Raw genomic sequence first — 25,382 nt, 5'->3', positions numbered from 1 at the left:
GGTGGATCGAGGGCCGTGCGACGGCCGGTGACCCGGCCCGGTCCGGCCGGCCGTGTGGCGTCACGACCCCGTCGCCGCTGGCCGGCCGATGGACCGGCGTTGTCGTGGCCGACCTGCCGCCACCGTCGTGGTCGGCCCGGACCGGCCGCGTACCCTTGGACATCATGAGCGTCCCGTCGACCGCATCGCGCCCCGCTGTGGCGAATTCCGTCTGGCCGCGGCTGGAGCCGCTGCTGCCCCAGGTGACCAAGCCCATCCAGTACGTTGGTGGCGAGTTGGGTGCCGTGGTCAAGGACTGGGATTCCGCCACGGTCCGCTGGGCGCTGATGTATCCCGACGCGTACGAGGTCGGGCTGCCCAACCAGGGCGTGCAGATCCTCTACGAGGTGCTCAACGAGCTGCCGGACGTCCTGGCCGAGCGGACCTACGCGGTCTGGCCGGACCTGGAGAAGCTGATGCGGGCGCACGGCGTACCGCAGTTCACCGTGGATGCGCACCGGCCGGTCGGCGACTTCGACGTCTTCGGGGTCTCGTTCTCCACCGAGCTGGGCTACACCAACCTGCTCACCGCGATCGACCTGGCCGGGATCCCACTGCTCGCGGCGGACCGGACCGACGCCGACCCGGTGATCGTGGCCGGTGGACACGCCGCGTTCAACCCGGAGCCGATCGCCGACTTCGTCGACGCCGCCGTGCTCGGCGACGGCGAGGAGGCGGTCCTGGAGATCACCGACATCGTCCGGCAGTGGAAGTCCGAGGGTTCCCCCGGCGGTCGGGACGAGCTGCTGCTGCGGCTGGCCCGCACGGAGAGCGTCTACGTGCCGCGCTTCTACGACGTGGACTACCTGCCGGACGGGCGGATCCAGCGGGTCGTGCCGAACCGCCCGGACGTGCCGTTCCGGGTGCACAAGCGCACGACGATGGATCTGGACGCCTGGCCGTACCCGAAGAAGCCGCTGGTCCCGCTCGCCGAGACGGTGCACGAGCGGTACGCGGTGGAGATCTTCCGGGGCTGCACCCGGGGCTGCCGGTTCTGCCAGGCCGGCATGATCACCCGACCGGTCCGGGAGCGGTCGATCACCACGGTCGGTCAGATGGTCCGCGACGGGCTGGAGTTCTCCGGTTTCCACGAGGTGGGCCTGCTGTCGCTCTCGTCGGCCGACCACTCCGAGATCGGCGACATGTGTTCCGGCCTGGCCCAGCAGTACGAGGGCACGAACGTGTCGCTGTCGCTGCCGTCGACCCGGGTGGACGCCTTCAACATCGATCTCGCGCAGGAACTGTCCCGCAACGGGCGGCGCACCGGTCTCACCTTCGCCCCCGAGGGCGGCTCGGAGCGGATCCGCAAGGTGATCAACAAGATGGTGTCGGAGGAGGACCTCATCCGCACCGTGGTCACCGCGTACACCAACGGGTGGCGGCAGGTGAAGCTCTACTTCATGTGCGGGCTGCCCACCGAGACCGACGAGGACGTGCTCCAGATCGCCCGGATGGCCCACGAGGTGATCAAGGCGGGGCGGGCCGCGACCGGCTCGAAGGACATCCGCTGCACGGTTTCGATCGGCGGGTTCGTGCCGAAGCCGCACACCCCGTTCCAGTGGGTCCCGATGGAACGGCCCGAGGTGATCGACCACCGGCTCAAGCTGCTCAAGCAGGCGATCAACAGTGACCGTTCGCTGGGCCGGGCGATCGGTTACCGGTACCACGATGGCGAGCCGTCGCTGATCGAGGGGCTGCTCTCCCGGGGCGACCGCCGGGTCGGCGCGGTGATCCGCCGGGTGTGGGAGAACGGTGGCCGGTTCGACGGCTGGAGCGAGCACTTCTCCTATCAGCGCTGGGTGGACGCCGCCGCCGAGGCACTGCCGGCGTTCGGGGTCGACCTCGACTGGTACACCACCCGGCAGCGCGACGAGTTGGAGGTCCTGCCCTGGGACCACCTCGACTCCGGCCTGGACAAGGACTGGCTCTGGCAGGACTGGCAGGACGCGCTCTCCGAGTACGAGCAGGACGACTGCCGGTGGACGCCCTGCTTCGACTGCGGGGTCTGCCCGGCCATGGACACCGAGATCCAGATCGGGCCGACCGGTAGGAAGCTGCTGCCGTTGACCCCGATCGGCGGTAGCGGCCTGAAGGTCCCCACCGGCGCCCAGCAGTATTGACGCCACGGTGCGGGCCGCGGGCTTTGCGTCCGCACCGTGGCCGCGGACCGCGGCGCCCACCGCCTCCTGGGTCGATCACGACGTTATGGTCAGGCGGCACACCGGGACGCCGCCCGTCATGATCAACCGGTTCTGACTTCCGAGGAGCACGACGATCAGCAGAAAACCACAGCCCGAGGGCGGCCAGGCGCCGGTCGTCCAGCGCATCCGGATCCGGTACGCCAAGCGGGGCCCGCTGCGGTTCACCTCTCACCGCGACTTCGCCCGGGCCTTCGAGCGGGCCCTGCGCCGGGCCGGCGCACCGATCGCCTTCTCCCAGGGCTTCACCCCGCACCCGAAGATCTCCTACGCCAGTGCGGCGCCCACCGGTGTGGCCAGCGAGGCCGAGTACCTGGAGATCGGTCTGCGGGAGACGGTCGACCCGGGCGAGCTGCGCGCCGCGCTGGACGCCGCACTCAGCCCCGGCCTGGACGTCCTGGACGCGGTGGTGGCCACCGGTGGGAGCCTGGCCGACCGGATCCAGGCGTCACACTGGCGGGTCGAACTGCCCGGTGTCGACCCGGCTGTGCTCCGTCAGGCGGTCGCCGCGTTCACCGCCGCCCCCGAGGTGCCCGTCGAGCGGATGACCAAACAGGGCAGGCGGACCTTCGACGCACGTGGCGCGGTCCATCACATCGATGTCATCGAGCCTACCCCGGCGCCTTCCGAGGTCGTGGCCGTCCCGTGTGCGATACTCGACCTAGTCGTCCGGCAGGTCACCCCGTCCGTACGACCCGATGACGTCCTTTCCGGCCTCCGCGTGGTGGCCGACCTGGAGCCGCCGGTGCCGCCTCGGGCGACCCGTCTGGCGCAGGGCACGCTGACCGCGCAAGGAGGGATCGCGGATCCGTTGGAGGCGGACCGCGACGGGGTAAGCATCGGTGAACGCTGACCGGCAATCCGGTCGGTGGTCAGGTAGGCAGACTTCGGTGGTCGCGCACCTCGCGTGCCGCCGGAAACACTTTGCGGCAACCCTGCGTGGCAGCGCTCACCCGCGCCCGGGGAAGCCAGAACTGGAGAACGTCCAATGCTCGAAAACGAGCCCGAGGGCAGCGAACGGACCGGTTCACAGCCGGCCGGCGACGCCACCGACAGCACCGGGACCGCACCCGTCCGGCGTACCCGCACCACGCGCCGCCGGAGCACCCCACTGACCGACCAGGGCGAGGCGCCGGTCGCGGCGCCCTCCACCGCTGGTCCGGCCAGCGGCGAATCCCATCAGGGCGAGGTGCTCACCCCGGTAGCGGGGGAGGGGGAGACGGCGCCCAAGCCCACCCGCCGTCGCCGGAAGGCGACCACCGCCGAGCCGGCGCCGACCGAGGCGCCCGTGGTGGCCACCGGGGCGGTCGAGGCGACCGACGAGGTCGTACCCCCGGTGAAGGTGACCCGCACCCGGCGGAAGAAGGCGGTACCCCCGGCGGTCGAGCCCGACGCGGCCGGACCGGCCGCCGAGCCGACCGCGCCGACCGGCGCGCCGACCTCCACGGAGCAGCCCGGTGCCCAGGTGACCGCTGCGACCAGTGGTGCTCCCGACACCGCCGGGGAGGTACCGCCGGGGGTCAGCGTGCCCGGCCCCACCAGCGAGCCCACCGGCACCGTGGTCAGCGGTGAGCCGGCCGTTGCTGAGGAGCCGCGTACCACCCGACGACGTCGGGCCGCGCTCTCCGCCCCGGTGGTGCTGTTCATGGCCCCCGAACCGGAGGCGTTGGCGGCCCGGGCCACCCCGGTCGAGCCCGCCGAGGTGACCACCGAGGCCGAGGAACCGGCCGAGCCGACCGAGGGGGCGCGTCGTCGCCGCCGTGGCCGGCGGGACGCCGAGGTCGTCGAGGCCGCGCCGCTGGAGGAACCCACCACCGAGGCCGAGGAGACCGAGGAGGAGGACGAGGACGAGAGCGCGGCGGCCCGTCGCCGTCGCCGGCGGGGCCGTCGGGGCCGGGGCCGAGGTAAGGGCGGCGCCGACGAGACCGAGGACTACGAGGCCGAGGAAGCCGCCGAGGCCGAGCCGGAAGCCGAAGCCGAGGCTGAGGCCGAAGCTGAGGGCGAGGGCGACGAGGAGGACGAGGCCGAGGGCGACGGTCTGACCCGTCGGCGTCGTCGGCGCCGGCGCCGTGGCGCGGGCGAGACCGAGGCGGCCACCGCCGACGACGGTGTGCCGACCGTCGTCAAGATCCGTGAACCGCGGCGCACCGTCGACGAGGTACAGGGCGTCTCCGGCTCGACCCGGCTGGAGGCGAAGCGGCAACGGCGCCGGGACGGGCGGGAACAGCGTCGTACCCGGCCGCCGATCCTGAGCGAGTCGGAGTTCCTGGCCCGCCGGGAGGCGGTCGACCGGGTGATGGTGGTCCGCCAGCGCGGTGACCGGACGCAGATCGCCGTCCTGGAGGACGGCATCCTGGTCGAGCACTACGTGACCCGCAACTCGGCCAGCACCATGGTCGGCAACGTCTACCTGGGCAAGGTGCAGAACGTCCTGCCCAGCATGGAGGCGGCGTTCGTCGACGTCGGGCGCGGTCGCAACGCGGTGCTCTACGCCGGTGAGGTCAACTGGGACACCACCGGTCTGGAGGGGCGGGCCCGCTCGATCGAGCAGGCGCTGAAGTCCGGCGACTCGGTGCTCGTGCAGGTGACCAAGGACCCGATCGGCCACAAGGGCGCCCGGTTGACCAGCCACATCGCGCTCTCCGGCCGGCACCTGGTCTACGTACCGCACGGCAACGCCTCGGGCATCAGCCGGAAGCTGCCGGACAACGAGCGCAAGCGGCTGCGTGACGTGCTCAAGAAGCTCGTCCCGGACGGCGCGGGCGTGATCGTCCGGACCGCCGCCGAGGGGGCCAGCGAGGACGAACTGGCCCGCGACGTCAAGCGGCTGCAGGCGCAGTGGGAGGACATCGAGGCCAAGGCGACCGAGGGCGGTGCCCCGGTACTCCTCTACGAGGAGCCCGACCTGGTCATCCGGGTGGTCCGGGACCTGTTCAACGAGGACTTCCGGGAACTCGTGGTGCAGGGCGAGGAATCGTACGAGATGGTCGAGTCGTACCTTTCCCACGTCTCGCCCGACCTGGTGACCCGGTTGCACCGGCACACCGGTACGGCGGACGTGTTCGCCGAGTCCCGGATCGACGAGCAGATCCTCAAGGGCCTGGACCGTAAGGTCTTCCTCCCCTCCGGCGGTCACCTGGTCATCGACCGGACCGAGGCGATGACCGTGGTCGACGTGAACACCGGCAAGTACACCGGTGCCGGCGGCAACCTGGAGGAGACGGTCACCCGTAACAACCTGGAGGCGGCCGAGGAGATCGTCCGGCAGTTGCGGCTGCGGGACCTCGGCGGCATCGTGGTGATCGACTTCATCGACATGGTGCTGGAGTCCAACCGGGAGCTGGTGCTGCGCCGGCTGACCGAGTGCCTGGGCCGGGACCGGACCAAGCACCAGGTCACCGAGATCACGTCGCTCGGTCTGGTGCAGATGACCCGCAAGCGGATCGGCGCCGGCCTGCTGGAGGCGTTCAGCGAGACCTGCGAGTGCTGCAAGGGCCGTGGCGTGATCATCCACACCGAGCCGGTACCGGAGAAGAGCCGGCCCGGCGCGGGTGACAAGGTCAAGGCGGTGGCCTCGGCGAATGCGCCGGCCGCCGCCCCGGCGCCGGCTGAGGCCCCGGCCGGTGGATCGTTGCGGCGTCGCGACCGCCGGTCCGCCGCGGCGACGCCCGAGCGGACCGTGGTCGAGGTGTCGGAGGACGACGACACCATGGGCTACGACCTGTCCCGCTACGAGGTCGACACCCCGGCCGCGCCCGAGGTGGCGGACGCCCAGCGCGGCGAGTCGGCGCGGCTGGCCGGCGCCGACGACCCGGACGCGATCGGCGACGAGGACGAGGACCAGACCGAGCCCGACGGTGGTCGACGCCGGGCGCGGCGCGGTGCCCGGCGGCGGACCCGCCCGTGACCGGCTGATCCGACCGACCCCGACGTTCGACAGGGCCCCTTCCCAGGCACCATGGGAAGGGGCCCTGTGCTCGTCACGTGCCGGTCCACCCACCCCTGTCGTTCCCACCCCGTCGAGGAGTACCCCGATGCGTCGCCTGATCGCCGTCACGGCCGTCGCCATGCTGGCCGGAGCCGGGTGCTCCGCTGACCGGGACGGGACCGCCGGTTCCGCGACGCCCGCCGCAACCGCCGGTTCGACCGGGGCTCCGGCGGCCGGGCCGACCACCCCGACGGGTGCCGGGCCGGGTACGCCGGGCGGCGGGACGTCCGGAGGCACCGCCGCTCCGGCTGGCGGGAACGGTCGGGAGGTCTGTGACGCCGCCACCCGGGCCGGTTCGACCGCCGTGCAGACGTACGTCAGCGAGCTGGGCAAGATGCTCACCGCCACCGGTGCCGGCGACACGAAGGCCGCCGAGGCGGCCAGGCAGCGGGCTGAGGCCGCGCTGAACGGATGGCGGACCGAATTGACCCGGCAGTCCGGCCTGGCCACCGACGCGCGCCTGAAGACCGTACTGGCCGAGATCGCCGCCGAGGTGGGCACGATGAAGGCGGACATCAACTCGATCGACTCGGACAAGCTGGACCAGCTCCAGCAGCGCCTCGACCAGCTCTGCGCGGGCTGAGTCGCCCGACCCCCGGCCGGGGGCGCTGGGCCAGGTGAAACGGTGGGGCCGGTTTGGGGCCCGACCCGGTCATGGCGTACGCTTGCCTGCGGCGCACCCTTGTGTGCCAAGTTCTCGCGTGCCCGCCGTCGCGTCTGCTACCGCGCCGCGCCGCCGCGAGCACTGCCAGTCAGCAGCCTCAACGACAGGGAGTCCGCGTCCGATGTACGCGATCGTCAAGACCGGCGGCAAGCAGTACAAGGTCGCCGAGGGCGACGTGATCGAGGTCGAGAAGCTCACCGGTGCCCCCGGGGACGCGGTGAAGCTCGCCGCGGTGCTCCTCGTCGACGGTGACGACCTGGTGACCGACGCGGCGAAGCTTGCCAAGGTCGCGGTGTCCGGCGAGATCGCCGCGCACACCAAGGGCCCGAAGATCCGGATCCACAAGTTCAAGAACAAGACCGGCTACCACAAGCGCCAGGGTCACCGCCAGCCGCTGACCCAGGTCAAGGTGACCGGCATCTCCAGCGGGAAGTAGGTCGTCCACAGATGGCTCACAAAAAGGGTGCGTCCAGCTCGCGTAACGGTCGCGACTCCGCGGCTCAGCGGCTCGGCGTGAAGCGGTTCGGTGGCCAGGTGGTCAGCGCCGGTGAGATCCTCATCCGCCAGCGCGGCACCAAGTTCCACCCCGGTGACCTGGTCGGCCGTGGTGGCGACGACACGCTCTTCGCGCTGGCCGCCGGTGCGGTCCAGTTCGGCACCAAGCGCGGCCGCAAGGTCGTCAGCATCGTGCCGAAGCAGTAGTTCTCTCGGCGAAGCGGGTCGCGGACCGAAGGTCCCGGCCCGCTTCGCTGTTTTCTCGTGGCGGGGACGTGCCCCGCTGGAAGGATTGGCGGCGTGACGACGTTCGTTGACCGGGTCGTCCTGCATCTGCAGGCCGGCGACGGCGGGCACGGCTGTGTCTCGATCCACCGGGAGAAGTTCAAGCCCTTCGGCGGACCGGACGGTGGTAACGGCGGGCACGGCGGCAGCGTGTCGCTGGTCGTTGACCCGCAGGTGACCACCCTGCTCGACTTCCATTTCCGGCCGCACGTGAAGGCCGAGAACGGCAAGGGCGGGGCGGGTTCCAACCGGGACGGCGCGAACGGCCGGGACCTGGTCATCAAGGTGCCCGACGGCACCGTGGTGCAGACCCCGGACGGCACCGTGCTGGCCGACCTGGTGGGCGCCGGCACCACCTTCGAGGTCGCCCGGGGTGGTCGGGGCGGGCGCGGTAACGCCGCGCTGGCCAACGCCCGGCGTAAGGCGCCCGGCTTCGCCGAGCTGGGCGAGCCGGGGGACCACCTGGACGTGGTGCTGGAGCTCAAGAGCGTGGCCGACGTCGGGCTGGTGGGTTTCCCGTCGGCCGGCAAGTCGTCGCTGATCTCGGTGCTCTCCGCCGCCAAACCCAAGATCGCCGACTACCCGTTCACCACGCTGGTACCCAACCTCGGTGTGGTCCGGGTCGACAACCACACCTTCACCGTGGCCGACGTACCCGGGCTGATCCCGGGCGCGGCCCGAGGTAAGGGGCTCGGGCTGGAGTTCCTTCGGCACATCGAGCGGTGCGCCGTGCTGGTGCACGTGGTCGACTCGGCGACGCTGGAGCCGGGCCGGGACCCGCTTGCCGACATCGACGCCATCGAGGCCGAGCTGTCGGAGTACGGCGGTCTCACCGACCGTCCCCGCCTGGTGGTACTAAACAAGATCGACGTGCCGGACGGCCGGGATCTCGCCGAGATCGTCCGCCCCGACCTGGAGGAACGCGGCTGCCGCGTCTTCGAGGTGTCCGCTGCCACCCGGGAAGGACTGCGCGAGTTCACGTACGCCCTGGCCGAGCTGGTGGAGCAATCCCGGGCGGCAGCCCCGACCCCGGAGCCGACCCGGATCGTGATCCGACCGACGGCGGTCGACGACGCCGGCTTCACCATCGAGACCGCGCCCGACGGCGCGTACGTGGTACGCGGCCCACGGCCGGAACGGTGGGTGCGGCAGACCAACTTCGACAACGACGAGGCGGTCGGGTACCTGGCCGACCGGTTGGCCCGCCTGGGCGTCGAGGAGAAGCTGGCCAAGGCCGGTGCCGAGCCGGGCAGCCTGGTGCGCATCGGGGAACGCGAGTTCGACTGGCAGCCCACCCTGTACGCCGGGGTGGACTTCACCCCGGGTAACCGGGGCACCGACTTCCGGCTGGAGGACAAGTCGAGTCGGGCCAGCGCAACCGAGCGGTTGGCGGCCCGGAAGGCCCGCCGGCAGCGGCCCACCGACGAGATCCCGTCGGCGGACGTGGCGGTGGCGGGCGAGTCGGAGGAGTCGGAACCGGCGGGGGACGAGGCGGTCGGCCGGCTCACCCGTGGCGAGGCCGGCTGACGGTCGCCCGGCTTCCGGTCCGGCTGGTCTGGTTCGGGCCCGGCGGACCGGGGCAGGGCTGGCCGGCCGCCCGGCTGCCGGCTCTGTCGATGGACCGACGCTGAGCTGGGGGTTCGGGGACCAGATTGGTGGATTGTGCCTCGGGGTAATCGGCGGGAAACCTGGCCGAAACCCCCCGGAACTAGCGTGACGATGTGCTGATCGAGCCCCGCCCCGCCACCGACCCCGAACTGCTTACCATGATCACCGCTCAGCAGCGTGAACTGCGCGAAGCGGACGGTGGACTCGACGGGCAGGTGACCGTGACCCACCAGGACATCCGGTACCTGGTCGTCGTGGTCGGCGGACATGCGGTCGCGTGCGGCGGGTTGCAGGCGCTCGACCCCGGCACCGGTGAGGTGAAGCGGATGTACGTCCGCCCCGCCCACCGAGGACAGGGGATCGGCCGGCACCTCCTCGTCGCGCTGGAGGAGTTGGCCTTCCAGGCCGGGCACAAACGAGTGTGCCTGGAGACCGGCACGTACCTCCCGGCGGCGATCGCCCTCTACCGCTCGTGCGGGTACCGCGAGATCCCGGTCTACGGTGAGTACGTCGACAACCCGTACAGCGTCTGCTTCGCCAAGTGGCTCCCGGTGGCTGTCTGAGCTGACCACCGGTCACCGCCGGTACGAGGGCACGCCCCGGTACCGGCGGTGACCGTCCCGGCCTTCAGGCCAGACCGAGGGCGGTGCGGGCCCGGTCCACCGTCCCGGCGGTGCGTTCCCGGGCCGCCCCGGCGCCGTCGGCGAGGATCCGCCGCACCTGCTCCGGGGCGGCGGCCAGCTCGGCGTACCGCCGCTGCACCGGCTCGATCAACCCGATGACCGCGTCGGCGGTGGCCTGCTTCAGCTCGCCGTACGAGGAGAACCGTTCCGCCAGACGGTCGGGCGTGCCGCCGGTGCAGGCGGCCAGGATCTCCAGCAGGTTGGCCACTCCGGGCCGCCGGACGGGGTCGTACCCGACGGTCCGACCGGAGTCGGTGACCGCCCGCAGCAGCTTGCGCCGGATCACCTCCGGCGGGTCGAGCAGCAGGATGCTGCCGGCCTCGCCCGCTGCGGACTTACTCATCTTCCGGGTCGGTTCGGTCAGGTCCATGACCCGGGTGGCGACCGGCGGGCGTACCGCCCGGGGCACCGTGAAGGTCGGACCGTACCGGGCGTTGAACCGTTCGGCCAGGTCCCGGGCCAGCTCCAGGTGCTGGGTCTGGTCGTCGCCGACCGGTACCTCGTCCGCGTCGTGCAGCAGGATGTCGGCCGCCATCAGGACCGGATAGGTCAGCAGACTCAGGCGTACCTGCTGCTGGGCGGCCGACTTCTCCTTGAACTGGATCATCCGGTGCGCCTCGCCGTAACCGGTGGCGCATTCGAGCAGGTAGTGCAGTTCGGTGTGCTGCGGTACCTGCGACTGGACGTAGAGCAGCGCACGCTGCGGGTCGAGCCCGGCGGCGAGCAGCAGGGTGGCCTGCTCCAGGGTGCGGGCCCGGAGCAGCCCGGGATCGTGTTCGATGGTGAGCGCGTGCAGGTCGCTGAGGAACACGACAGTGTCGGACCGGTCCTGCCCGTCGACGATCGGTCGGATGGCGCCGAGCAGGTTGCCCAGGTGCAGCCGGCCGGACGGGGTGAAACCGGTCAGTCGCCGGACGGTCCGGAGGGTCGTGGTGGTCATCGTTGGCTCCTTCGTGATCGAGCCGACCACCCCCGGACGGGGCTGAACGTGCAACGGCCGCCCCGCGAGGGGCGGCCGTTTCTGGTCATGGGTGCGCGGATGCGGGCCGCCCGTTCAGGGCGCCCACCAGCACTGCGTGGTCATCATCCGCACCCGGCCAGACTAGCATCGCAGGGGCCCGCTTAGGAGGGGTCGCGGTCCGCTGACGGTCCGTCACTCAGCCGTCGGTCGCCGGCTGTGGCGGGGCTCAGCCGCCGGTCATCGCGTGCGGGGCGGTTACCGGCTTGGACTCCGGCGAGCCGTGCTGGCGCAGGACGATGCTCAACAGGATGAGCGCGCCCACCGCGAGGAACTCGCTCTGCCAGTTCTGCATCGACTGGAACCAGAACTCACTGGTCCGCAGGAACTCCCAGGCGCCGACCGGGGCGGCGCCGCTCTGCAACGCCTGCTCCCGGTTGTATTCGGCGGTGCCGCCGAGCAGGTGGCCGATGAACGATCCGGCAAAGATCAGGAAGAGGGCGAGGGAGAGACTGTTGCGGTAGAGCACCAGCGGCAGGCCGCCGGTGTGCACCGGTCGGGGGGAATCGGGTCGGGCGTGCTCCCGGTAGTCCTCGGGCCGGTCGTGCTGCCCCTCCGGCTTGGACTCCGAGGAGCCACGCTGCACCAGATACGAGGTGAGCAGTACGTAGCCGGCCATCTGGAGGAACTCCGACTCCCAGTTCTCGAAGACCGACTCGATGAAATGGCCGCTGGCGAGGTAGCTGGGATATCCGAGGGGCGCAATGCCGTACTCGCGTAGTCCATCGTTGTGTGAATGCCAGCCGAAGAAACTGTGCAGAGCGAGAAACACCAGGAAAGCGCTCAGCATCACGATCGAGAGCGCATTCTCTCTCATCCACCGGGGCATCCGTACCCCTCCTTAAAACGGTCAGGTCTGTGTCCGTCCGATGCCCTGGTCGGTCGGTGCGCAAACGTTCCACGGAACGAAACGGCAGGTCGGGAGGGTAGTGGCCGGCGTGGGACGGACCGACCGGGCACCGACCGACCGGGCACCGGCTGCCCGGTTCCGGTCACCGGTTGTGGCCGTCAGGGCGCGGGCGCGTCCAACTGCCGGGCGTCGGCGTTCGCCCGGGGGGACAGCAGCAGACCGAGTACGAGCATGGCCAGCCCGAGACCCAGGTGGAGCCAGTTGTCGGCCCCGTTGACCGGGATGAAGTTGGCGGCGCTGGAATGGTCGATGACCAGCCCGTACAGCCAGAGGGCCAGATAGACCGCACCGCCGCCGGCCAGGTAGATCCGGGATCCGGCGACGCTGCGGGACAGGGCCAGGCCGGCCAGGCCGAAGAGCAGGTGTACCAGGTTGTGTAGCACGGACACCTGGAAGACGCCCAGCAGCTTCGCCCCGGATTCGTGCCCGGCGAAACCGAGGTCCCCGTAGCCGGTCGTCACCCCGGGTACGAAGCCGAGGAGCCCGACCAGGACGAAGGTCGCCGCCACGATGGCGGCGGCCCGTTGGATGCGGCTGCCGACGCGGTCCGACCGGCGCCGTCGGCGACCCGTCACGTCACGTGTCATCTTCCTCGCCTCTCGGTCACCACATCGACATCTGCCCGGATACGACTGTCGCTCGTTTTTTCTCCTGTGCGGAGCGAACGAAACGGCGACCAACCAACTTGTACCGGTGACGATGGACCCCCGCACGACATTCACGAATTCCGCATGGATCCGACCGGTGGGGGTAGCAGAAAGGCCGGTCGGACAATGACCGGCCACCCCCAGGAACCGCGAATGCAGTAGTTCGGAGCGGAAGGGATCTCATGACTCACCATCTTTCGAACACGCCGCCCCCGACCGGTCAGCCGTACCCGAACGGCCAGCCGTACCCCAACGGTCAGCCGTACCCCAACGGTCAGCCGTACCCGAACGGCCAGCCGTACCCCAACGGTCAGCCGTACCCCAACGGCCAGTCGGCCGGCACCGGTCAGTACGCCCCGGCCGGTACCCCGTCGAACCGCGAGGCGGCCCGCGAGGTCGGCCACCACGCTGCGCAGGCCGGTGGTGAGGTGGCCCAGACCGCCAAGGAGCAGGGCCGCGAGGTGGTCGCCGAGGCCACCCGGCAGGCCCGCAACCTCTACGGTGAGGCCCGCGACCAGCTCACCACGCAGGCCGGTACCCAGCAGCGGCGCGCCGCCGGCGGACTGCGCTCGCTGGCCGACGAGATGCGGACCATGGTCGAACAGGGTGGCCAGGCCGGACCGGTCAGTGAGCTGGCCCGTCAGGCCGCCGACCGGGTGCACGGAGTGGCCGGCTGGCTGGAGGAGCGGGAGCCGGGCGACCTGGTCGCCGAGGTGCGCGACTACGCCCGCCGTAACCCGGGCACCTTCCTCGTCGGCGCCGCACTGCTCGGTGTGCTGGCCGGCCGGCTGACCCGCAACGTCGCCGCTGCCGGTGACAACGGTCAGCAGCCGCTGGCCACCGGTACCCCCGGCTTCTCCTCGGCGGAGACCGTGCCGCTTGCCGGCTACGCCAACCAGCGAACCTACGCCGAGGAGCACGCGTACGCCGACGAGCGGACGGCCGTGCTGCCACCGGCGACCCCGGTGCCGCCGACCGGGGCCGGTGCGTTGCCGCCGACCGGGACCGTGCACGGCGGGCTGCCGCCGGCTACCCGGACCGACCCGCTGCCCGGTGTGCCGTCGAGCGGGGTACAGCGATGACCGTGCCCACCCAGGGGCCCGGACTCACCAACGGGTACCGGCCCGACTCCGCCACCGAGGTGACCCGGCAGTCCCTCGGCGACCTGATGCGGCACGTCACCGAGGACCTGTCCACGCTGATGCGCCAGGAGATCGAGCTGGCCAAGGCCGAGCTGCGCCAGGAGGGGAGCAAGGCGGGCAAGGCTGCCGGCTTCTTCGGTGGCGCCGGCTTCGGCGGGTACATGGTCCTGCTCTTTCTCTCCCTCGCCCTCTGGGGCGGCCTGTCCAACGTGCTGGATTCCGGATGGGCGGCGCTGGTCGTCGCGGTCATCTGGGGCGTCATCGCCGCAGTGCTGTACGCCAAGGGCAAGTCGCAGGCCGAGCGGGTGCGCGGCCTCAGGAAGACCACCGAGACGATGCACCGGATTCCGGAGGCGCTGAAGCCGGACCGGGAAGGAGTGAGCCGATGAGCACCGACCCCGAGCAGATCCGTCGGGAGATCGAGCAGACCCGCAACAACCTGAGCCACGACGTGGACGCGGTGGCGTACAAGGTCAGCCCGAGCCGGATCGTCGACGACCGCAAGCAGCGCGCCCAGGGCGCGGTACGGAAAGTGAGGGACAGGGTGATGGGAACCGCGTCGGACCTGGGGGACGTCACCGGCTCGGCCGCGTCGTCGCTGTCGCATCGGGCCTCGTCGACTGCGCACCGGGCCTCCTCGGCCGCGTCGACCGTCGGCGAAGCCGCCCACCAGACGCCCGCGAAGCTGCGCGAGAAGTCCGAGGGCAACCCGCTGGCCGCCGGCCTGATCGCGTTCGGGGTGGGCTGGCTCTCCTCGTCGCTGCTGCCCGCCACCAGCCGGGAGCAGCGGGTCGCCACCCAGGTCCGGGCGAAGGCGGGTGAGCACACCGGGGCGGTCAAGGAGAAGCTCGCCGAGGTTGCCCACGAGGCCAAGGAGGAGCTGCGCGAGCCGGCCCAGCAGGCCACCGAGTCGGTCCGGGCCACCGCCGGCGAGGCGGTACAGGCGGTCAGGGACGACAGCCGCTCGGCGGCGCACGAGGTCCGCGACCACGCGCGTGAACAGGTGCGTTCCTGACCGGGCCCGACCGGCGTCGGGTACCCGTGACCGTCGGCGACGCCACACGGAAGCCCACCGCGACCCGCGACCACCCGGCCACCCACCGGAGGTCGCGGGTCGCCGTTTATGTACATGTACGGGGTTTTAGCGTAAAAGGAGGTGATCATCTGGTTTCGTGACCGGAAGCGGGGTACGACCCTGGTACGGCCCCCGTAGCGAAGGGAAGTCAGATGTTCAACCCGCTCGACCATCAGGGGATCCCGTTGGAGCGTCAGCTCCGTAACTGGCGGGAACTCGACGTGGACCCGATCGACCCGCTCGCCGCCGACCCGTACACCCGGTGCCGGATCATCGCGCTCAACGGCATCGAGGTGGAGGCGATCCTCTTCAGCCACCAGTTCGCCCGTACCTGCACCGACCCCGAGGTGAAGCGAAAGCTGGCCGAGATCCGGTACATCGAGGCGCAGCAGCAGCGGGTGGTGAACTGGCTGCTCCCCGGAGTGCCCAGCGCGCTGGAGACCACCCTCGCGTACGAGCAGGTCGCCGTCGACCTGACCTCGTGGGTGGCCCGGATGGAGCCGGATCCCTACCTCCAGCAGGCGTACGAGTTCGGGGTGCTGGAGGACTTCGACCACCTGTACCGGTACGCCAACCTCTTCGAGCTGATCGAACGGCGCAAGGCCGCGAAGGTGGTCGACGACCTGACCGAGGTGATGCCCGGCCGGCCCACCAAGGCGCACCACCGGCACCCGGTGGACAACGTCCGTGACCCGTACGACCGGACCACCGTCAACCCGCTGTCCAAACTGCACGCGCTGACCATCATGGCCGCCGAGCAGCAGACCATGAACTTCTACATGAACGTCGGCCCGCAGTACATGGAGCCGATCGCCCGCCAGCTCTACCAGGAGATCGGGCTGATCGAGGAGGAGCACGTCACCCACTACGAGTCGCTGGTCGACCCCGGGGAGACCTGGTGGGAGCGGCTGGTCAACCACGAGTACAACGAGTGTTACCTCTACTACTCGTTCATGACGCAGGAGAGCGACCCGAAGGTCCGGGCGATCTGGGAACTGCACCTGAACATGGAGGTCGAGCAGCTCCGCATCGCCGGCGACCTGATGCGCCGGTACGACGGCCGGGAACCGGCCGACATCCTCGCCCCGGCCCTGCCGGAGCCCGTGCGCTTCGAGCCCAACAAGGAGTTCCTGCGCAACCTGCTGGCCACCCAGATCGACCTGACCACCCTCGGTGCCGGGTACGTGCGGGAGGCCCACGAACGCTTCGAACGGATGCAGCAGCAGCTGCACGGCGGGGAGGCACCGGCGAGCGAGCGGGTGATCGACGAGCACCGGGCGAAGTTCGGTGACGAGTACCGGCTCGAGACCCAGGGACCGCACCCGGTCGCCGCGTTGCGGGAGGAGAAGCAGCATGTCTGACCAGGAAGACGTCGTCGATCTGCTGCTCGCCCAGCACGCCCGGATCGAGGAGCTGTTCGCCACCGTGATCGCCAGCTCCGGCGACGCCCGCCGGGAGTCGTTCCGCGAGTTGGTCCGGCTGCTGGCGGTGCACGAGACCGCCGAGGAGGAGATCGTCCACCCGTTGGCCCGGCGCAGCATCGACGCCGGTGACGACGTGGTGGAGGCCCGACTGGCCGAGGAGCGGGCCGCCAAGGAACTGCTCGCCGAACTGCACGACATCGGGCCGGACGCGCCCAGCTTCGACACCCGGATCGTCGTACTGCGCGACGCGGTCCTCGCCCACGCCACCTACGAGGAACGGTACGAGTTCCCACAGCTCCGGCACGGTGTGGACGCCGACCGGCTGCGTGGCGCCGCCCGGGCGGTACGCGCCGCCGAGGCGGTGGCCCCGACCCGCCCGCATCCCGGGGCGGAGTCGGCGTCGAGGAACCTGCTGGCCGGCCCGGCGGTGGCGGTCTTCGACCGGCTCCGCGACGCCGCGCGGAACGCGATGCGGCACTGAGTGTCATGGGCACCGGAAGTGTTAAGAGGGGCCCCTTCCTCTACCGAAAGCGTTAAGAAGGGGCCCTTCCTTCGGTTTTAGGAGGGTTGATGACCAGCGACAGGACCAGATGGACGCTGCTCGCCACGGCCGGGGTGGCCGGCGCGGGCGTGGCGTTCGCCGCCCGGCGTCGCCGCCACCAGCCGGAGCGCCGGGACGGCTGGTACGTGGTGCACCGCGGGGTGACCGTGGACCGACCGGTCGACGCGGTGATCGGCTTCTGGTCGGACCCGGAACGGCTCGGTACCGCACTCGGTGCGACCGCCACCCTGCGCCAACTCGACGGGAACCGGTGGGAGTGCACGGCGGTGGAGCCGGACGGGGACGGTACGCAGTGGCGGGCCGGGATCACGGTCGAGGAGCCGGGTCAGTTGAGCTGGCGGGTCGTCGACGGTCCGGTACCGCAGGAGGGCCGGATCCGACTGGTCGACGCCCCGCAGGGCCGGGGTACCGAGATCCGCATCGAGTTGCGCTACCGCTACGGCGGCCCGGTGGGTCGGATGTTCGGGCTGGTCACCGGCCGGGAGCCGGACCTGCGCCTACGGGACGTCCTGCGTCGGGTGAAGGCGCTGGTCGAGTGCGGCCAGGTGCTCGACACCCGGCACGATCCGTCCGGGCGGGGCCCGGTGCAGGAGTGGTTCACCGACGCGGTACGCGGGAAGTTGACGACGGGAGGACGGGCATGAGGGCGCTGTGCTGGGAGGGCGTGGGCAGCCTCGCCGTCCGGGACGTACCCGAACCACGGATCCGGGCCGAGGGGGACGCCATCGTCGAGGTCCGGGCCAGCAGCGTCTGCGGCTCCGACCTGCACCTGATCAACGGGTACCTGCCGGCGATGCGGGAGGGGGACATCCTCGGCCACGAGTTCATGGGCGAGGTGGTGGAGGTCGGACCCGGGGTACGCAGTCTGGCCGTCGGCGACCGGGTGGTGGTCGGTTCGGTCCTCGCCTGCGGCGGATGCTGGTACTGCCGTACCGAGCAGTACTCGCTCTGCGACAACTCCAACCCCCAGCCGGTCCTCACCGAGAAGCTGTGGGGGCACGCACCGGCCGGCATCATCGGGTACTCGCACGCGGCGGGCGGCTTCGCCGGCAGTCACGCCGAGTACGTGCGGGTGCCGTTCGCCGACGTCGGCGCGTTCCCGGTGCCGGCGGGCGTACCCGACGACGCGGTGGTCTTCGCCTCCGACGCGATGCCGACCGGCTGGATGGCGGCCGACTTCTGCGGCCTGCGTGGCGGCGAGGTGGTGGCGGTCTGGGGAGCGGGCGGCGTCGGCCAGATGGCGGCCCGTTCCGCGCAGTTGCTCGGCGCCGGCCGGGTGATCGTCATCGACCGGCTGCCCGAGCGGCTGGCCACCGCTGCTGACCGGCTCGGCGTGGAGACGCTCAACTACGCCGAGACCGACGTGCTGGAGGCGCTGCGGGAGATGACCGCCGGGCGGGGGCTGGACGCTTGCATCGAGGCGGTGGGCATGGAGTCGCACGACGTCGGCCCGGTCTACGGCTACGACCGGGTCAAGCAGGCGGTCCGGTTGCAGACCGACCGGCCGACTGCGGTCCGTCAGGCGATCATGGCCTGCCGCAAGGGTGGCACGGTGAGCATCGTCGGGGTCTTCGGCGGCTTCGTGGACAAGTTCCCGCTCGGCGCGGCGATGAACAAGGCACTGGTGCTGCGGATGGGGCAGATGCACGCCCAGCGGTACATCCCGATGCTGCTGGACCGGCTCGCCGCCGGTGACTTCGACCCCGGCTACCTGGCGACCCATCCGATCCCGTTGGAGGAGGGGCCGCGCGGGTACGAACTGTTCGAGAAGAAGGAGGACGCCTGCCTGCGTGCGGTGCTGCATCCCACACCCGCCTGATCCGGGTGCTCTGCCGGCCGGTCAGGACGACCCGGGCAGCGGTGCCGCCGCCATCGCGCCCCCGGTCAACCGACCGGCCGGATCCCGGTCAGTACGAGTCCGCTCGCGGGCAGTGCGGGGATCCGGCGCAGGTCCACCGTCAGGTCCTGCGGTGGGACGTCGTACCGCATCGTCGCGGTGAGCTGGTGCAGTGCCGTCCCCATCAGCTTGATGGTGACCCACTCACCCGCGCAGCGGTGGCCGGTGACATGGTCACCACCGCCCTGCGGGACCAGGCTGAACGCGTCGGGGGTCACCCCGGCGAACCGTTCCGGCCGGAACCGCTCCGGGTCCGCCCAGAGCCCGTCGTGGTGGTCGGTGCCGTACAGGTCGAGCAGGACCCGTCGACCCCGGGGGAAGTGGTGGCCCTGCCAGTCGAAGGAGCGGCGGACCTTCGCCACGGCGGCCGGGAAGAACGGGTAGTAGCGGCGCACCTCCTGGACGAACTGCCGGGCGGCGTCGTCGTCGGCGCGTACCCGGTCCACCCACTCCGGGTGCTCGTGCAGGGCGAGGACGGTGAAGGTGATGAACCGGTCGATGGCCACCGTGGGCCGTAGGACGTTGAGGACCTCGACGGCGGCGATCCGGGGGCTGAGCGGTCGCCCGTTCTGGTCGAGGTGTTCGGCGATCACCCGTAACGCGCAGCCCGCCGGTGAGGGCAGCGCCCCGGAGCGGACCCGGGTCACCAGTTCGGCGATCCAGCGTTCGGCCCGTCGACGGGCCAGCAGGCCGCGCCAGTACCCCGGCCCGACCCGGGGCCCCGACTCGATCATCGCCCGCAGGTCCCGGTGGCGGCGCCGGACCGCCGACTCCGGCAGCGGTACGCCCGCCCACGCGCACACCGTCCGGGTCAGCAGCTCACCCAGCGCATCGTGCAGGACGATCCGTCCCCGCCGCTGCCAGTCGGGCAGCCGCTCCTGCCACGCCTCGGCGAAGAGCCGGGCCAGTTCCCCGATCCCGGCCGGGGTCATCAGCGACAGGAACATCGCCTTGCGTCGCCGGTGCGCCGACCCGTCGAGCCCCTGCACGCCGCCCACGCCGGTGAGGGTCCGCTGGAGCCGTGCCGGGGCCGCCCCGTGGCGCTGGAACCGTTCGTCGTCGTAGAAGAGTTCGGCCGATGCCCGCCCCCTCAGGCAGATGGTGGGCCGGAGCAGCAGCCGGGTCTGGAAGATGTCGCTGTCGTACCGCTCGCATCGCTCGCCGATGAACCGGTAACCCTCGCGGGCGAAGCTCAGCGTGCTCTCCGGGCTGCGGTCACGGGGCGTGGTGGCCATGGTCTCTCCTGTTGCTCCCGGGGGTCTGCGCCAGCCGGCCGGCTCTTCCTCCGGACATACCCCGGGGTTCGGCACTGAACCCCGCCGGGCTTCGGGCCCCGGCTCCGACTGGCTGGGCGACCGGTTCCGACCGGCTGAGAGCGACCGGCTCCGATCTGCTCCGGCCGGCTGGGCGACCGGTTCGGGCGGTAGCCGTCCGGCCAGCACTCTGGCCCACACCGCTGGCCCCTCCCCGGGGCGCGGTTTCCTGCTTGGCTGGCCTGGTAGGCAGGTCCGTTGATCCGTCGTCGACCGCCGGTGGGCCGGACCGGATGGGAGGCCACATGCACAGCAACCGTTCGCCCCACTGGGGGTCGGGCCGCGACGGCGCTCCGGCCCGGCGGATCCGGCCGCCGCGCGTCGCGGAACGGCAGGGGCTGCTCGCCCGGCCTCCCCGCGACCCGGCGCGGTCGAGCAGGTGGGTGCCGCCGGATGAGCCGACAGGCCGACGTGCGTCCACCCCGGTCCGCCGGTTCACCCTCCATCTGGGCTTCGAGGCGGGCTCCATGGACCATGCCCGGGAACGGGCAGTCGGTTACGTCGAGGCGCTGTCGTTGCTGTGTCCCGAGGTTGCTCCCGGAGCCGCCGCGCTCTCCACTGCGGAGAACGGGCGGCCGGAGCGGATCTTCTGCGGAGCAGTCGGGCCCGACGACGAACGCTGCGCGGATGTGCTCGGTCACCCGGGCTTCCACCACGGTCCCGGGGTGGGCAGCCTGGGCTGGGGGGACGGTGACAGCTCCGGCGCCAGTGGGTGAGGTGGCCCGGCGGTGCGGGTCCGTCATCCCCGGCCGGGACGACGGGGCCAGGTGATCGTCCCGGCCGGGGATGACGAGGCGATCACCTGTGCCCGGCGTCGAGCCGGCGGCGCGGTGCGGCGCAGGCCGTCGATCAGCGTCAGTCGAGGTCGAATTCACCGTCCTGGGCGCCGGCGACGAACGCGTCCCATTCCGCCTGGGTGAAGACCAGCACCGGTCCGTCCGGTTCGGCCGAGTTGCGCATGCCGATCAGGTCATCGACGAAGGCGACCTCCACCGCGCTGTCGGAGTTGTCGCCGTCGGCCCGCTGCCACACCGCACGGGACAGATCGAAGTCACCCTTGGGGTGCTGCGCCATTGCTCGTTCCTCCACTACCGAGAATCCTGGAGAGCCGTCCGGCTTTCCCCACCGGGCAGGATAAGCGGATGCCGAGCCAGTGCCGGGTAGAGGCTACCGCGTGTGGCGTGTCGATTACCGAAAGGCGATTCCTTTGCCCCGACCGGAGGGACGGGTGGGCCGCGCCTGGCGGCGGCCGGGTGGATCGGCGGAGAAGGTCCGGACAGCAGAACGGGCCCCGCGAAGTTCTGCGGGGCCCGTTCTGCTGTCCGGACTGGCTACGGGGCGACGTGCTGCTTCGCCCAGTTGAGCATGGTGAGGAAGCTGAACGGCGCGGTGTGGTGCAGGTTCAGGTCGTGGCCGGTCTGCGGGACGACGACCATCTCGAAGCTGGACGCGTTGGAGTGGTAGCTGGCCTCGCTCTGCTGCACGGCCGCCCGGTCGCTGCAGTCGCTGGCGTCCGGCTGGCAGAACAGGAAGTCCTTTTCCCCGATCAGGCTCAGCACCGGGACGGTGATGCCCTGCGTGGACGCAGTCGCCACGGGGGCGTTGAACTGCGCGCCTCCGGTGATCAGGATGGGCAGGGTGAAGGTGTCACGGAGAGCGTAGTCGGCCGACTTGACCTGGGGGTCGGTCGTGTTCGAGTAGTAGAACGTGTTCGCCCGCGACGCCTCGTCGGTGGAGAGGTAGCCGTCATCGAGGTTGAGCGAGGCGAACTTCGGGTCCAGCGACGCCGGGAACGGAGACGCAGACGTTGCGGCAGCGCTGAGCGGGTGGAGGGCGCCGGTGCCGATGAAGGCGTCGACGTCGTTGTAGGTGGACGCCTCGACCCAGCCGATGGCCGTGCCCATCGAGTGGCCGACCCAGATGACCTTGTTGAAGGCGGTCGAACCGATGTCGCCGGCCCGCAGCTTGGTGATGACGTTGTGCAGCGCGTGGGCCGACGTGAACATGTCGACCTGGCTGCTGTGCGGACGCGAGCTCTCGCCGCTGCCGACGATCTCCACGTTGAACGTCGCGTAGCCCGCCCGGTTCGCGTACTTCACGTAGGAGTAGATCTGCGGCTGGTACGGGAAGTCCCAGTACGCCCGGTTGTAGGTTGCGCCGTGTACGAGCAGCTGCACCGTCTCCGGCGTGCCGGACGTCGGCATGCACAGCTCGCCCACCAGGGTCTGGTCGGCCGGGCCGCCGGCGGTCAGTGAGACCGGCACGCTGTACTCGGTGCAGTTGCTCCCTGGCTCCGATGCCGACGCGGTGCCCGCCGCCGGTACCAGGCTCGCGGTCAGCAGCACCAGTGCCGACGCCGCCAGTGCGGGAATTCGGAAGCTCTTCATGGTTGTCGAACGTTGCATGGTTGCCTCCGCAAATTCATTTTCTGAAAAGCGCAAAAATAGGTGCCAGAAATGGGGGTTGGCACCAGTCGAGTGAGGCATATCTGCTGCTCACTGCCACATCGTTTGATGTTGACGGCACAAACTGTGTCGGGCGACGAGGAGTGAAGTCAAGGTAGGTGGAACCATATGGGTCTGAGGGCCCATTCGATTTCCGGAAAGTTTTGCAAGGCGAGCCGAAGTGGTCGAAAAAACGGGATTTTTGGACGGCTGTTGCCGCTGGCCCACCTGATTCGGCTTCGCGGCGGTGTGGTCGGAGGTTTCCCGGCTGCCCGGCCCGCGCCGGTCAGACTGACGCCGGTCCCAGGGGCCGGCCGTCGTTGCTTCCCCGGTTACCGAGAATCCTGGACACCGTCCGACCAGCCTATCGGGCAGGATGGGCGGATGCCGAGCCTGAGCCGCGAAGACTCTACCGCACGTAGCGCGCTGATCACGGTCGAGGCCTACAGTGTGGACCTCGACCTCACCGCGACCGACCGGTTCCGGTCGCTGGTCACGATCCGCTTCCGGGCGGCGCCGGGTGGCGCGACCTTCGTCGAGGTCAGGCCGGCCCGACTGCTCGGGGTACGGCTCAACGACCGCACCCTGGACCCGTCCGCGTTGGTCGACAACCGGTTCGCGTTGACCGGGCTGCGGGCCGAGAACGTCCTCACCGTCGAGGCCGAGATGGCGTACTCCAACACCGGTCAGGGGCTGCACCGCTTCACCGATCCCGCCGATGGGCTGACCTACGTCTACGCGATGTCCTTCCTGGACGAGGTGCAGCGCATCTTCGCCGCCTTCGACCAGCCGGATCTCAAGGCGCCGCTCACCCTGGCGGTCACCGCCCCCACGGAGTGGACGGTGGTGGGAAACGGCCAGCTGGCGGCCAACCCCCGCCCCGGGCGCTGGGAGTTCACCCCGACCGCGCCACTGGCCACCTACTTCATGACGCTGATCGCCGGGCCGTACCACGTCCGGCACGACTCCCACGACGGCATCCCGCTGGCCCTCTACTGCCGTCGGTCCCTCGCCGGACACCTCGACCGGGACGCCGGGGAGATCCTCGACATCACCAAACGGTGCCTGGACCGGTTCCACGCGCTCTTCGGCGAGCGGTACCCGTTCGGCAAGTACGACCAGGCGTTCGTCCCCGAGTTCGCGATGGGGGCGATGGAGAACCCCGGTCTGGTCACCCTCCGCGACGAGCTGATCTTCCGCTCCCAGGTCACCGACAGTCAACGCGAGCAGCGGGCCACCACCATCGCCCACGAGATGGCCCACATGTGGTTCGGCGACCTGGTCACCATGCGCTGGTGGGACGACCTCTGGCTGAACGAGTCGTTCGCCGAGTATCTGGGCACCCGGGTCACCGCCGAGGTGACCCGCTTCGGCAACGCGTGGACCACCTTCGCCATGCGGCGCAAGGCCTGGGGGTACGCCGCCGACCAGCGCCCCTCCACCCATCCCGTGGCGCCCACCGAGGTCACCGACGCGGCGCAGGCGCTGGTCAACTTCGACGGCATCTCGTACGCCAAGGGCGCGAGTGCGCTCCGGCAACTCGTCGCCGTACTCGGCGACGACGACTTCCTGGCCGGACTGCGGGCCCACTTCGCGGCGCACCGGTTCGGCAACGCCACCCTCGCCGACCTGCTCGACGCACTCTCCGCCGCCAGCGGTCGGGACCTCTCCGGCTGGGCGGAACTCTGGCTGCGCCGGGCCGGGGTGAACACCCTGCGTGCCGAGGTTTCGCTCGATGAAGACGGCCGGTACCGGGAGGTGGCCCTGGTGCAGAGCGCACCGGCGGCGTACCCGGTGCTCCGACCGCACCGGATCGGACTCGGCCGGTACACCACAGCCGGGGCGGCCGTGGCGGACCGGCTCGACGTCGACCTGTATCCGGCGGTCGACGGGGGACGCACCGTGGTCCCCACGCTGACCGGTACGCCCGCCGCCGCGCTGCTGCTGCCCAACGACGGTGACCTGACCTTCGCCAAGGTGCGGCTCGACCCGGCCTCGGCCGCCACCGTTCCGGCGCTGCTACCCCGACTGGCTGATCCGTTGGCCCGCGCCCTGCTCTGGGGGGCGACGCTGGACGCGGTGACCGACGGGGAGCATCCGGTGGCGGACCTGGTCGCCCTGATCGGCGCCGCCCTGCCGGTCGAGACCGAGGTGAAGATCGCCGAGGACGTGCTGGTGCTGAGCCGGGTGCTGATCGACCGTTACCTGGACGCGGCACAGCGCGCCGCCGCGCTCCAGCGGTTGGCGGACGCCTGCCGGCACCTGCTCACCGGTGCACCGGCCGGTGGATCCCTGCAACTCGCGGCGGTCCGTGGCCTCATCTCGGCGACCGTCGACACCGCGCTGCTCACCGACTGGCTGGCCGGCCGGCGGACCCCGGACGGCTTGGCGGTCGACGCGGATCTGCGCTGGTCGTTGCTGCGCCGGCTGGTGGTGCTCGGGGCGGTCGGCGAGCCGGAGATCGCCGCCGAGTCGGCGGCGGACCGCAGCGCCACCGGCGCGGAGCGGGCCGCCGGCTGCCGGGCCGCGCTGCCCGACCCGGCAGCCAAGGAAACCGCATGGGAGATCGTCGCCCGCAGCACCACCCTGTCCAACCGACTGGTCGAGGCGACCGCCGAGGGGTTCTGGCAGCCCGAGCAGGCGGCGTTGACCGCCGGGTACGTGGAGCGGTACTTCGCGGACATGCTGGCGGCGGCGCGACTACGCACCCCCTACACCGCGGAGCGGGTGGCGGAGCTGGCGTTTCCGCGCTATGCCGTCGACCCCCGGACCGACCGGTTGGCCGGGGCCCTGCTCGCCCGGGACGACCTCACCCCCGGCCTGCGGCGGGCGGTGGCCGACGCGGCCGACGATCTCCGCCGGGCTCTGCAGGCCCGGGGACTCGGCAGCCGGTCGCTCCAGGTCACGTCCGTGCCGGCGGCTTCCGTCGGCCGGTGACGGTACCGCCCGGGCCGCTCGGGTCCGGGCGGCGCCCCGGCCCGGCAGGTAAC

23 protein-coding genes are annotated in these 25,382 nt (G+C 71.1%); 17 read left to right on the top strand and 6 right to left on the bottom strand.

The window, feature by feature from the left end:
* Positions 1-164 precede the first annotated feature (164 nt).
* The 8 genes from V6U90_RS02245 to V6U90_RS02210 all read left to right on the top strand — a co-directional run bounded on the left by V6U90_RS02245 (position 165) and on the right by V6U90_RS02210 (position 9,840).
* On the top strand, positions 165-2,159 hold the full coding sequence (locus V6U90_RS02245) for a TIGR03960 family B12-binding radical SAM protein (RefSeq protein WP_334430832.1): 1,995 nt from the start codon (positions 165-167) through the stop codon (positions 2,157-2,159).
* Between the two features lie 211 nt (positions 2,160-2,370).
* Entirely contained in the window at positions 2,371-3,090 is a 720-nt protein-coding gene (locus V6U90_RS02240; protein ID WP_334430873.1) for a TIGR03936 family radical SAM-associated protein, read from the top strand.
* Positions 3,091-3,225: 135 nt separating this feature from the next.
* Positions 3,226-6,144 carry an Rne/Rng family ribonuclease gene (locus V6U90_RS02235; RefSeq protein ID WP_334430831.1) on the top strand — a complete coding sequence of 973 codons (2,919 nt, stop codon included), beginning with the start codon at positions 3,226-3,228 and terminating at the stop codon, positions 6,142-6,144.
* Positions 6,145-6,271: 127 nt separating this feature from the next.
* On the top strand, positions 6,272-6,808 hold the full coding sequence (locus V6U90_RS02230) for a hypothetical protein (protein WP_334430830.1): 537 nt from the start codon (positions 6,272-6,274) through the stop codon (positions 6,806-6,808).
* 202 nt (positions 6,809-7,010) lie between these two features.
* A complete protein-coding gene (gene rplU / locus V6U90_RS02225) occupies positions 7,011-7,325 on the top strand; it encodes a 50S ribosomal protein L21 (RefSeq protein WP_334430829.1) in 315 nt (104 codons plus the stop codon).
* Between the two features lie 11 nt (positions 7,326-7,336).
* Positions 7,337-7,591: a 50S ribosomal protein L27 gene (rpmA, locus tag V6U90_RS02220; RefSeq protein ID WP_334430828.1), complete on the top strand. Its 255-nt coding sequence runs from the start codon at positions 7,337-7,339 to the stop codon at positions 7,589-7,591.
* A 93-nt stretch (positions 7,592-7,684) separates the two neighbouring features.
* Entirely contained in the window at positions 7,685-9,196 is a 1,512-nt protein-coding gene (obgE, locus tag V6U90_RS02215) for a GTPase ObgE (protein ID WP_334430827.1), read from the top strand.
* A gap of 194 nt (positions 9,197-9,390) precedes the next feature.
* Positions 9,391-9,840 (top strand): GNAT family N-acetyltransferase, encoded by a 450-nt coding sequence (locus V6U90_RS02210; protein ID WP_334430826.1) that lies wholly within the window; start codon positions 9,391-9,393, stop codon positions 9,838-9,840.
* Positions 9,841-9,904: 64 nt separating this feature from the next.
* Here V6U90_RS02210 and trpS read toward each other — a convergent pair whose 3' ends face one another.
* The 3 genes from trpS to V6U90_RS02195 all read right to left on the bottom strand — a co-directional run bounded on the left by trpS (position 9,905) and on the right by V6U90_RS02195 (position 12,475).
* Positions 9,905-10,900 carry a tryptophan--tRNA ligase gene (gene trpS / locus V6U90_RS02205; protein ID WP_334430825.1) on the bottom strand — a complete coding sequence of 332 codons (996 nt, stop codon included), beginning with the start codon at positions 10,898-10,900 and terminating at the stop codon, positions 9,905-9,907.
* A 247-nt stretch (positions 10,901-11,147) separates the two neighbouring features.
* A complete protein-coding gene (locus V6U90_RS02200) occupies positions 11,148-11,795 on the bottom strand; it encodes a DUF6766 family protein (protein ID WP_334430824.1) in 648 nt (215 codons plus the stop codon).
* Between the two features lie 191 nt (positions 11,796-11,986).
* Positions 11,987-12,475 carry a DUF4383 domain-containing protein gene (locus V6U90_RS02195; protein ID WP_334430823.1) on the bottom strand — a complete coding sequence of 163 codons (489 nt, stop codon included), beginning with the start codon at positions 12,473-12,475 and terminating at the stop codon, positions 11,987-11,989.
* 242 nt (positions 12,476-12,717) lie between these two features.
* On the opposite strand from V6U90_RS02195, the gene V6U90_RS02190 reads away from it, so the two are divergent.
* From V6U90_RS02190 to V6U90_RS02160, 7 genes are all read left to right on the top strand, one after another.
* Positions 12,718-13,617, top strand: a complete 900-nt coding sequence (locus V6U90_RS02190) for a hypothetical protein (RefSeq protein ID WP_334430822.1) — start codon at positions 12,718-12,720, stop codon at positions 13,615-13,617.
* Positions 13,614-14,066 (top strand): phage holin family protein, encoded by a 453-nt coding sequence (locus V6U90_RS02185; RefSeq protein WP_334430821.1) that lies wholly within the window; start codon positions 13,614-13,616, stop codon positions 14,064-14,066. The genes V6U90_RS02190 and V6U90_RS02185 overlap by 4 nt, the downstream gene beginning before the upstream one ends.
* A complete protein-coding gene (locus tag V6U90_RS02180) occupies positions 14,063-14,692 on the top strand; it encodes a DUF3618 domain-containing protein (RefSeq protein WP_334430820.1) in 630 nt (209 codons plus the stop codon). The genes V6U90_RS02185 and V6U90_RS02180 overlap by 4 nt, the downstream gene beginning before the upstream one ends.
* Positions 14,693-14,904: 212 nt before the next feature.
* A complete protein-coding gene (locus V6U90_RS02175; protein ID WP_334430819.1) occupies positions 14,905-16,113 on the top strand; it encodes a hypothetical protein in 1,209 nt (402 codons plus the stop codon).
* Positions 16,106-16,657, top strand: a complete 552-nt coding sequence (locus tag V6U90_RS02170) for a hemerythrin domain-containing protein (RefSeq protein ID WP_334430818.1) — start codon at positions 16,106-16,108, stop codon at positions 16,655-16,657. Before V6U90_RS02175 ends, V6U90_RS02170 begins: the two co-directional genes overlap by 8 nt.
* A gap of 89 nt (positions 16,658-16,746) precedes the next feature.
* The gene (locus V6U90_RS02165) at positions 16,747-17,382 is read left to right on the top strand and encodes an SRPBCC family protein (protein ID WP_334430817.1); all 636 of its coding nucleotides are present in this window, start codon (positions 16,747-16,749) and stop codon (positions 17,380-17,382) included.
* Positions 17,379-18,557 carry a zinc-dependent alcohol dehydrogenase gene (locus V6U90_RS02160; RefSeq protein WP_334430816.1) on the top strand — a complete coding sequence of 393 codons (1,179 nt, stop codon included), beginning with the start codon at positions 17,379-17,381 and terminating at the stop codon, positions 18,555-18,557. The genes V6U90_RS02165 and V6U90_RS02160 overlap by 4 nt, the downstream gene beginning before the upstream one ends.
* A 65-nt stretch (positions 18,558-18,622) precedes the next feature.
* Here V6U90_RS02160 and V6U90_RS02155 read toward each other — a convergent pair whose 3' ends face one another.
* Entirely contained in the window at positions 18,623-19,870 is a 1,248-nt protein-coding gene (locus tag V6U90_RS02155) for a cytochrome P450 (protein WP_334430815.1), read from the bottom strand.
* A 323-nt stretch (positions 19,871-20,193) separates the two neighbouring features.
* Between V6U90_RS02155 and V6U90_RS02150 the strand changes: the two genes are divergently transcribed.
* On the top strand, positions 20,194-20,664 hold the full coding sequence (locus tag V6U90_RS02150; protein WP_334430814.1) for a hypothetical protein: 471 nt from the start codon (positions 20,194-20,196) through the stop codon (positions 20,662-20,664).
* 139 nt (positions 20,665-20,803) lie between these two features.
* Here the strand turns inward: V6U90_RS02150 and V6U90_RS02145 are convergent, their stop codons facing one another.
* The gene (locus V6U90_RS02145) at positions 20,804-21,022 is read right to left on the bottom strand and encodes a DUF397 domain-containing protein (RefSeq protein ID WP_334430813.1); all 219 of its coding nucleotides are present in this window, start codon (positions 21,020-21,022) and stop codon (positions 20,804-20,806) included.
* Positions 21,023-21,279: 257 nt separating this feature from the next.
* Entirely contained in the window at positions 21,280-22,335 is a 1,056-nt protein-coding gene (locus V6U90_RS02140; RefSeq protein WP_334430812.1) for an alpha/beta fold hydrolase, read from the bottom strand.
* Positions 22,336-22,776: 441 nt separating this feature from the next.
* On the opposite strand from V6U90_RS02140, the gene pepN reads away from it, so the two are divergent.
* The gene (gene pepN, locus V6U90_RS02135) at positions 22,777-25,329 is read left to right on the top strand and encodes an aminopeptidase N (protein ID WP_334430811.1); all 2,553 of its coding nucleotides are present in this window, start codon (positions 22,777-22,779) and stop codon (positions 25,327-25,329) included.
* The last annotated feature ends 53 nt before the right edge of the window (positions 25,330-25,382 follow it).

Origin of the sequence: Micromonospora sp. CPCC 206060, from assembly GCF_036906895.1 — a bacterium.
In the GTDB taxonomy this organism is placed as follows: domain Bacteria; phylum Actinomycetota; class Actinomycetes; order Mycobacteriales; family Micromonosporaceae; genus Micromonospora.
Note: the sequence above shows the minus strand (reverse complement) of the source record. Positions and strands in the feature narration are given on the sequence as shown.

Bases quoted from the DNA above. Each gene is read 5' to 3' on its own strand.
- V6U90_RS02245 (WP_334430832.1), top strand. From the start codon at position 165: ATGAGCGTCCCGTCGACCGCATCGCGCCCCGCTGTGGCGAATTCCGTC.
- rpmA (WP_334430828.1), top strand. From the start codon at position 7,337: ATGGCTCACAAAAAGGGTGCGTCCAGCTCGCGTAACGGTCGCGACTCC.
- V6U90_RS02155 (WP_334430815.1), bottom strand. From the start codon at position 19,870: ATGGCCACCACGCCCCGTGACCGCAGCCCGGAGAGCACGCTGAGCTTC.
- V6U90_RS02165 (WP_334430817.1), top strand. From the start codon at position 16,747: ATGACCAGCGACAGGACCAGATGGACGCTGCTCGCCACGGCCGGGGTG.
- V6U90_RS02180 (WP_334430820.1), top strand. From the start codon at position 14,063: ATGAGCACCGACCCCGAGCAGATCCGTCGGGAGATCGAGCAGACCCGC.
- V6U90_RS02175 (WP_334430819.1), top strand. From the start codon at position 14,905: ATGTTCAACCCGCTCGACCATCAGGGGATCCCGTTGGAGCGTCAGCTC.
- V6U90_RS02185 (WP_334430821.1), top strand. From the start codon at position 13,614: ATGACCGTGCCCACCCAGGGGCCCGGACTCACCAACGGGTACCGGCCC.
- V6U90_RS02195 (WP_334430823.1), bottom strand. From the start codon at position 12,475: ATGACACGTGACGTGACGGGTCGCCGACGGCGCCGGTCGGACCGCGTC.
- V6U90_RS02140 (WP_334430812.1), bottom strand. From the start codon at position 22,335: ATGAAGAGCTTCCGAATTCCCGCACTGGCGGCGTCGGCACTGGTGCTG.
- V6U90_RS02160 (WP_334430816.1), top strand. From the start codon at position 17,379: ATGAGGGCGCTGTGCTGGGAGGGCGTGGGCAGCCTCGCCGTCCGGGAC.
- V6U90_RS02230 (WP_334430830.1), top strand. From the start codon at position 6,272: ATGCGTCGCCTGATCGCCGTCACGGCCGTCGCCATGCTGGCCGGAGCC.
- rplU (WP_334430829.1), top strand. From the start codon at position 7,011: ATGTACGCGATCGTCAAGACCGGCGGCAAGCAGTACAAGGTCGCCGAG.
- V6U90_RS02150 (WP_334430814.1), top strand. From the start codon at position 20,194: ATGCACAGCAACCGTTCGCCCCACTGGGGGTCGGGCCGCGACGGCGCT.
- pepN (WP_334430811.1), top strand. From the start codon at position 22,777: ATGCCGAGCCTGAGCCGCGAAGACTCTACCGCACGTAGCGCGCTGATC.
- V6U90_RS02235 (WP_334430831.1), top strand. From the start codon at position 3,226: ATGCTCGAAAACGAGCCCGAGGGCAGCGAACGGACCGGTTCACAGCCG.
- V6U90_RS02190 (WP_334430822.1), top strand. From the start codon at position 12,718: ATGACTCACCATCTTTCGAACACGCCGCCCCCGACCGGTCAGCCGTAC.
- V6U90_RS02200 (WP_334430824.1), bottom strand. From the start codon at position 11,795: ATGAGAGAGAATGCGCTCTCGATCGTGATGCTGAGCGCTTTCCTGGTG.
- V6U90_RS02145 (WP_334430813.1), bottom strand. From the start codon at position 21,022: ATGGCGCAGCACCCCAAGGGTGACTTCGATCTGTCCCGTGCGGTGTGG.
- trpS (WP_334430825.1), bottom strand. From the start codon at position 10,900: ATGACCACCACGACCCTCCGGACCGTCCGGCGACTGACCGGTTTCACC.
- V6U90_RS02170 (WP_334430818.1), top strand. From the start codon at position 16,106: ATGTCTGACCAGGAAGACGTCGTCGATCTGCTGCTCGCCCAGCACGCC.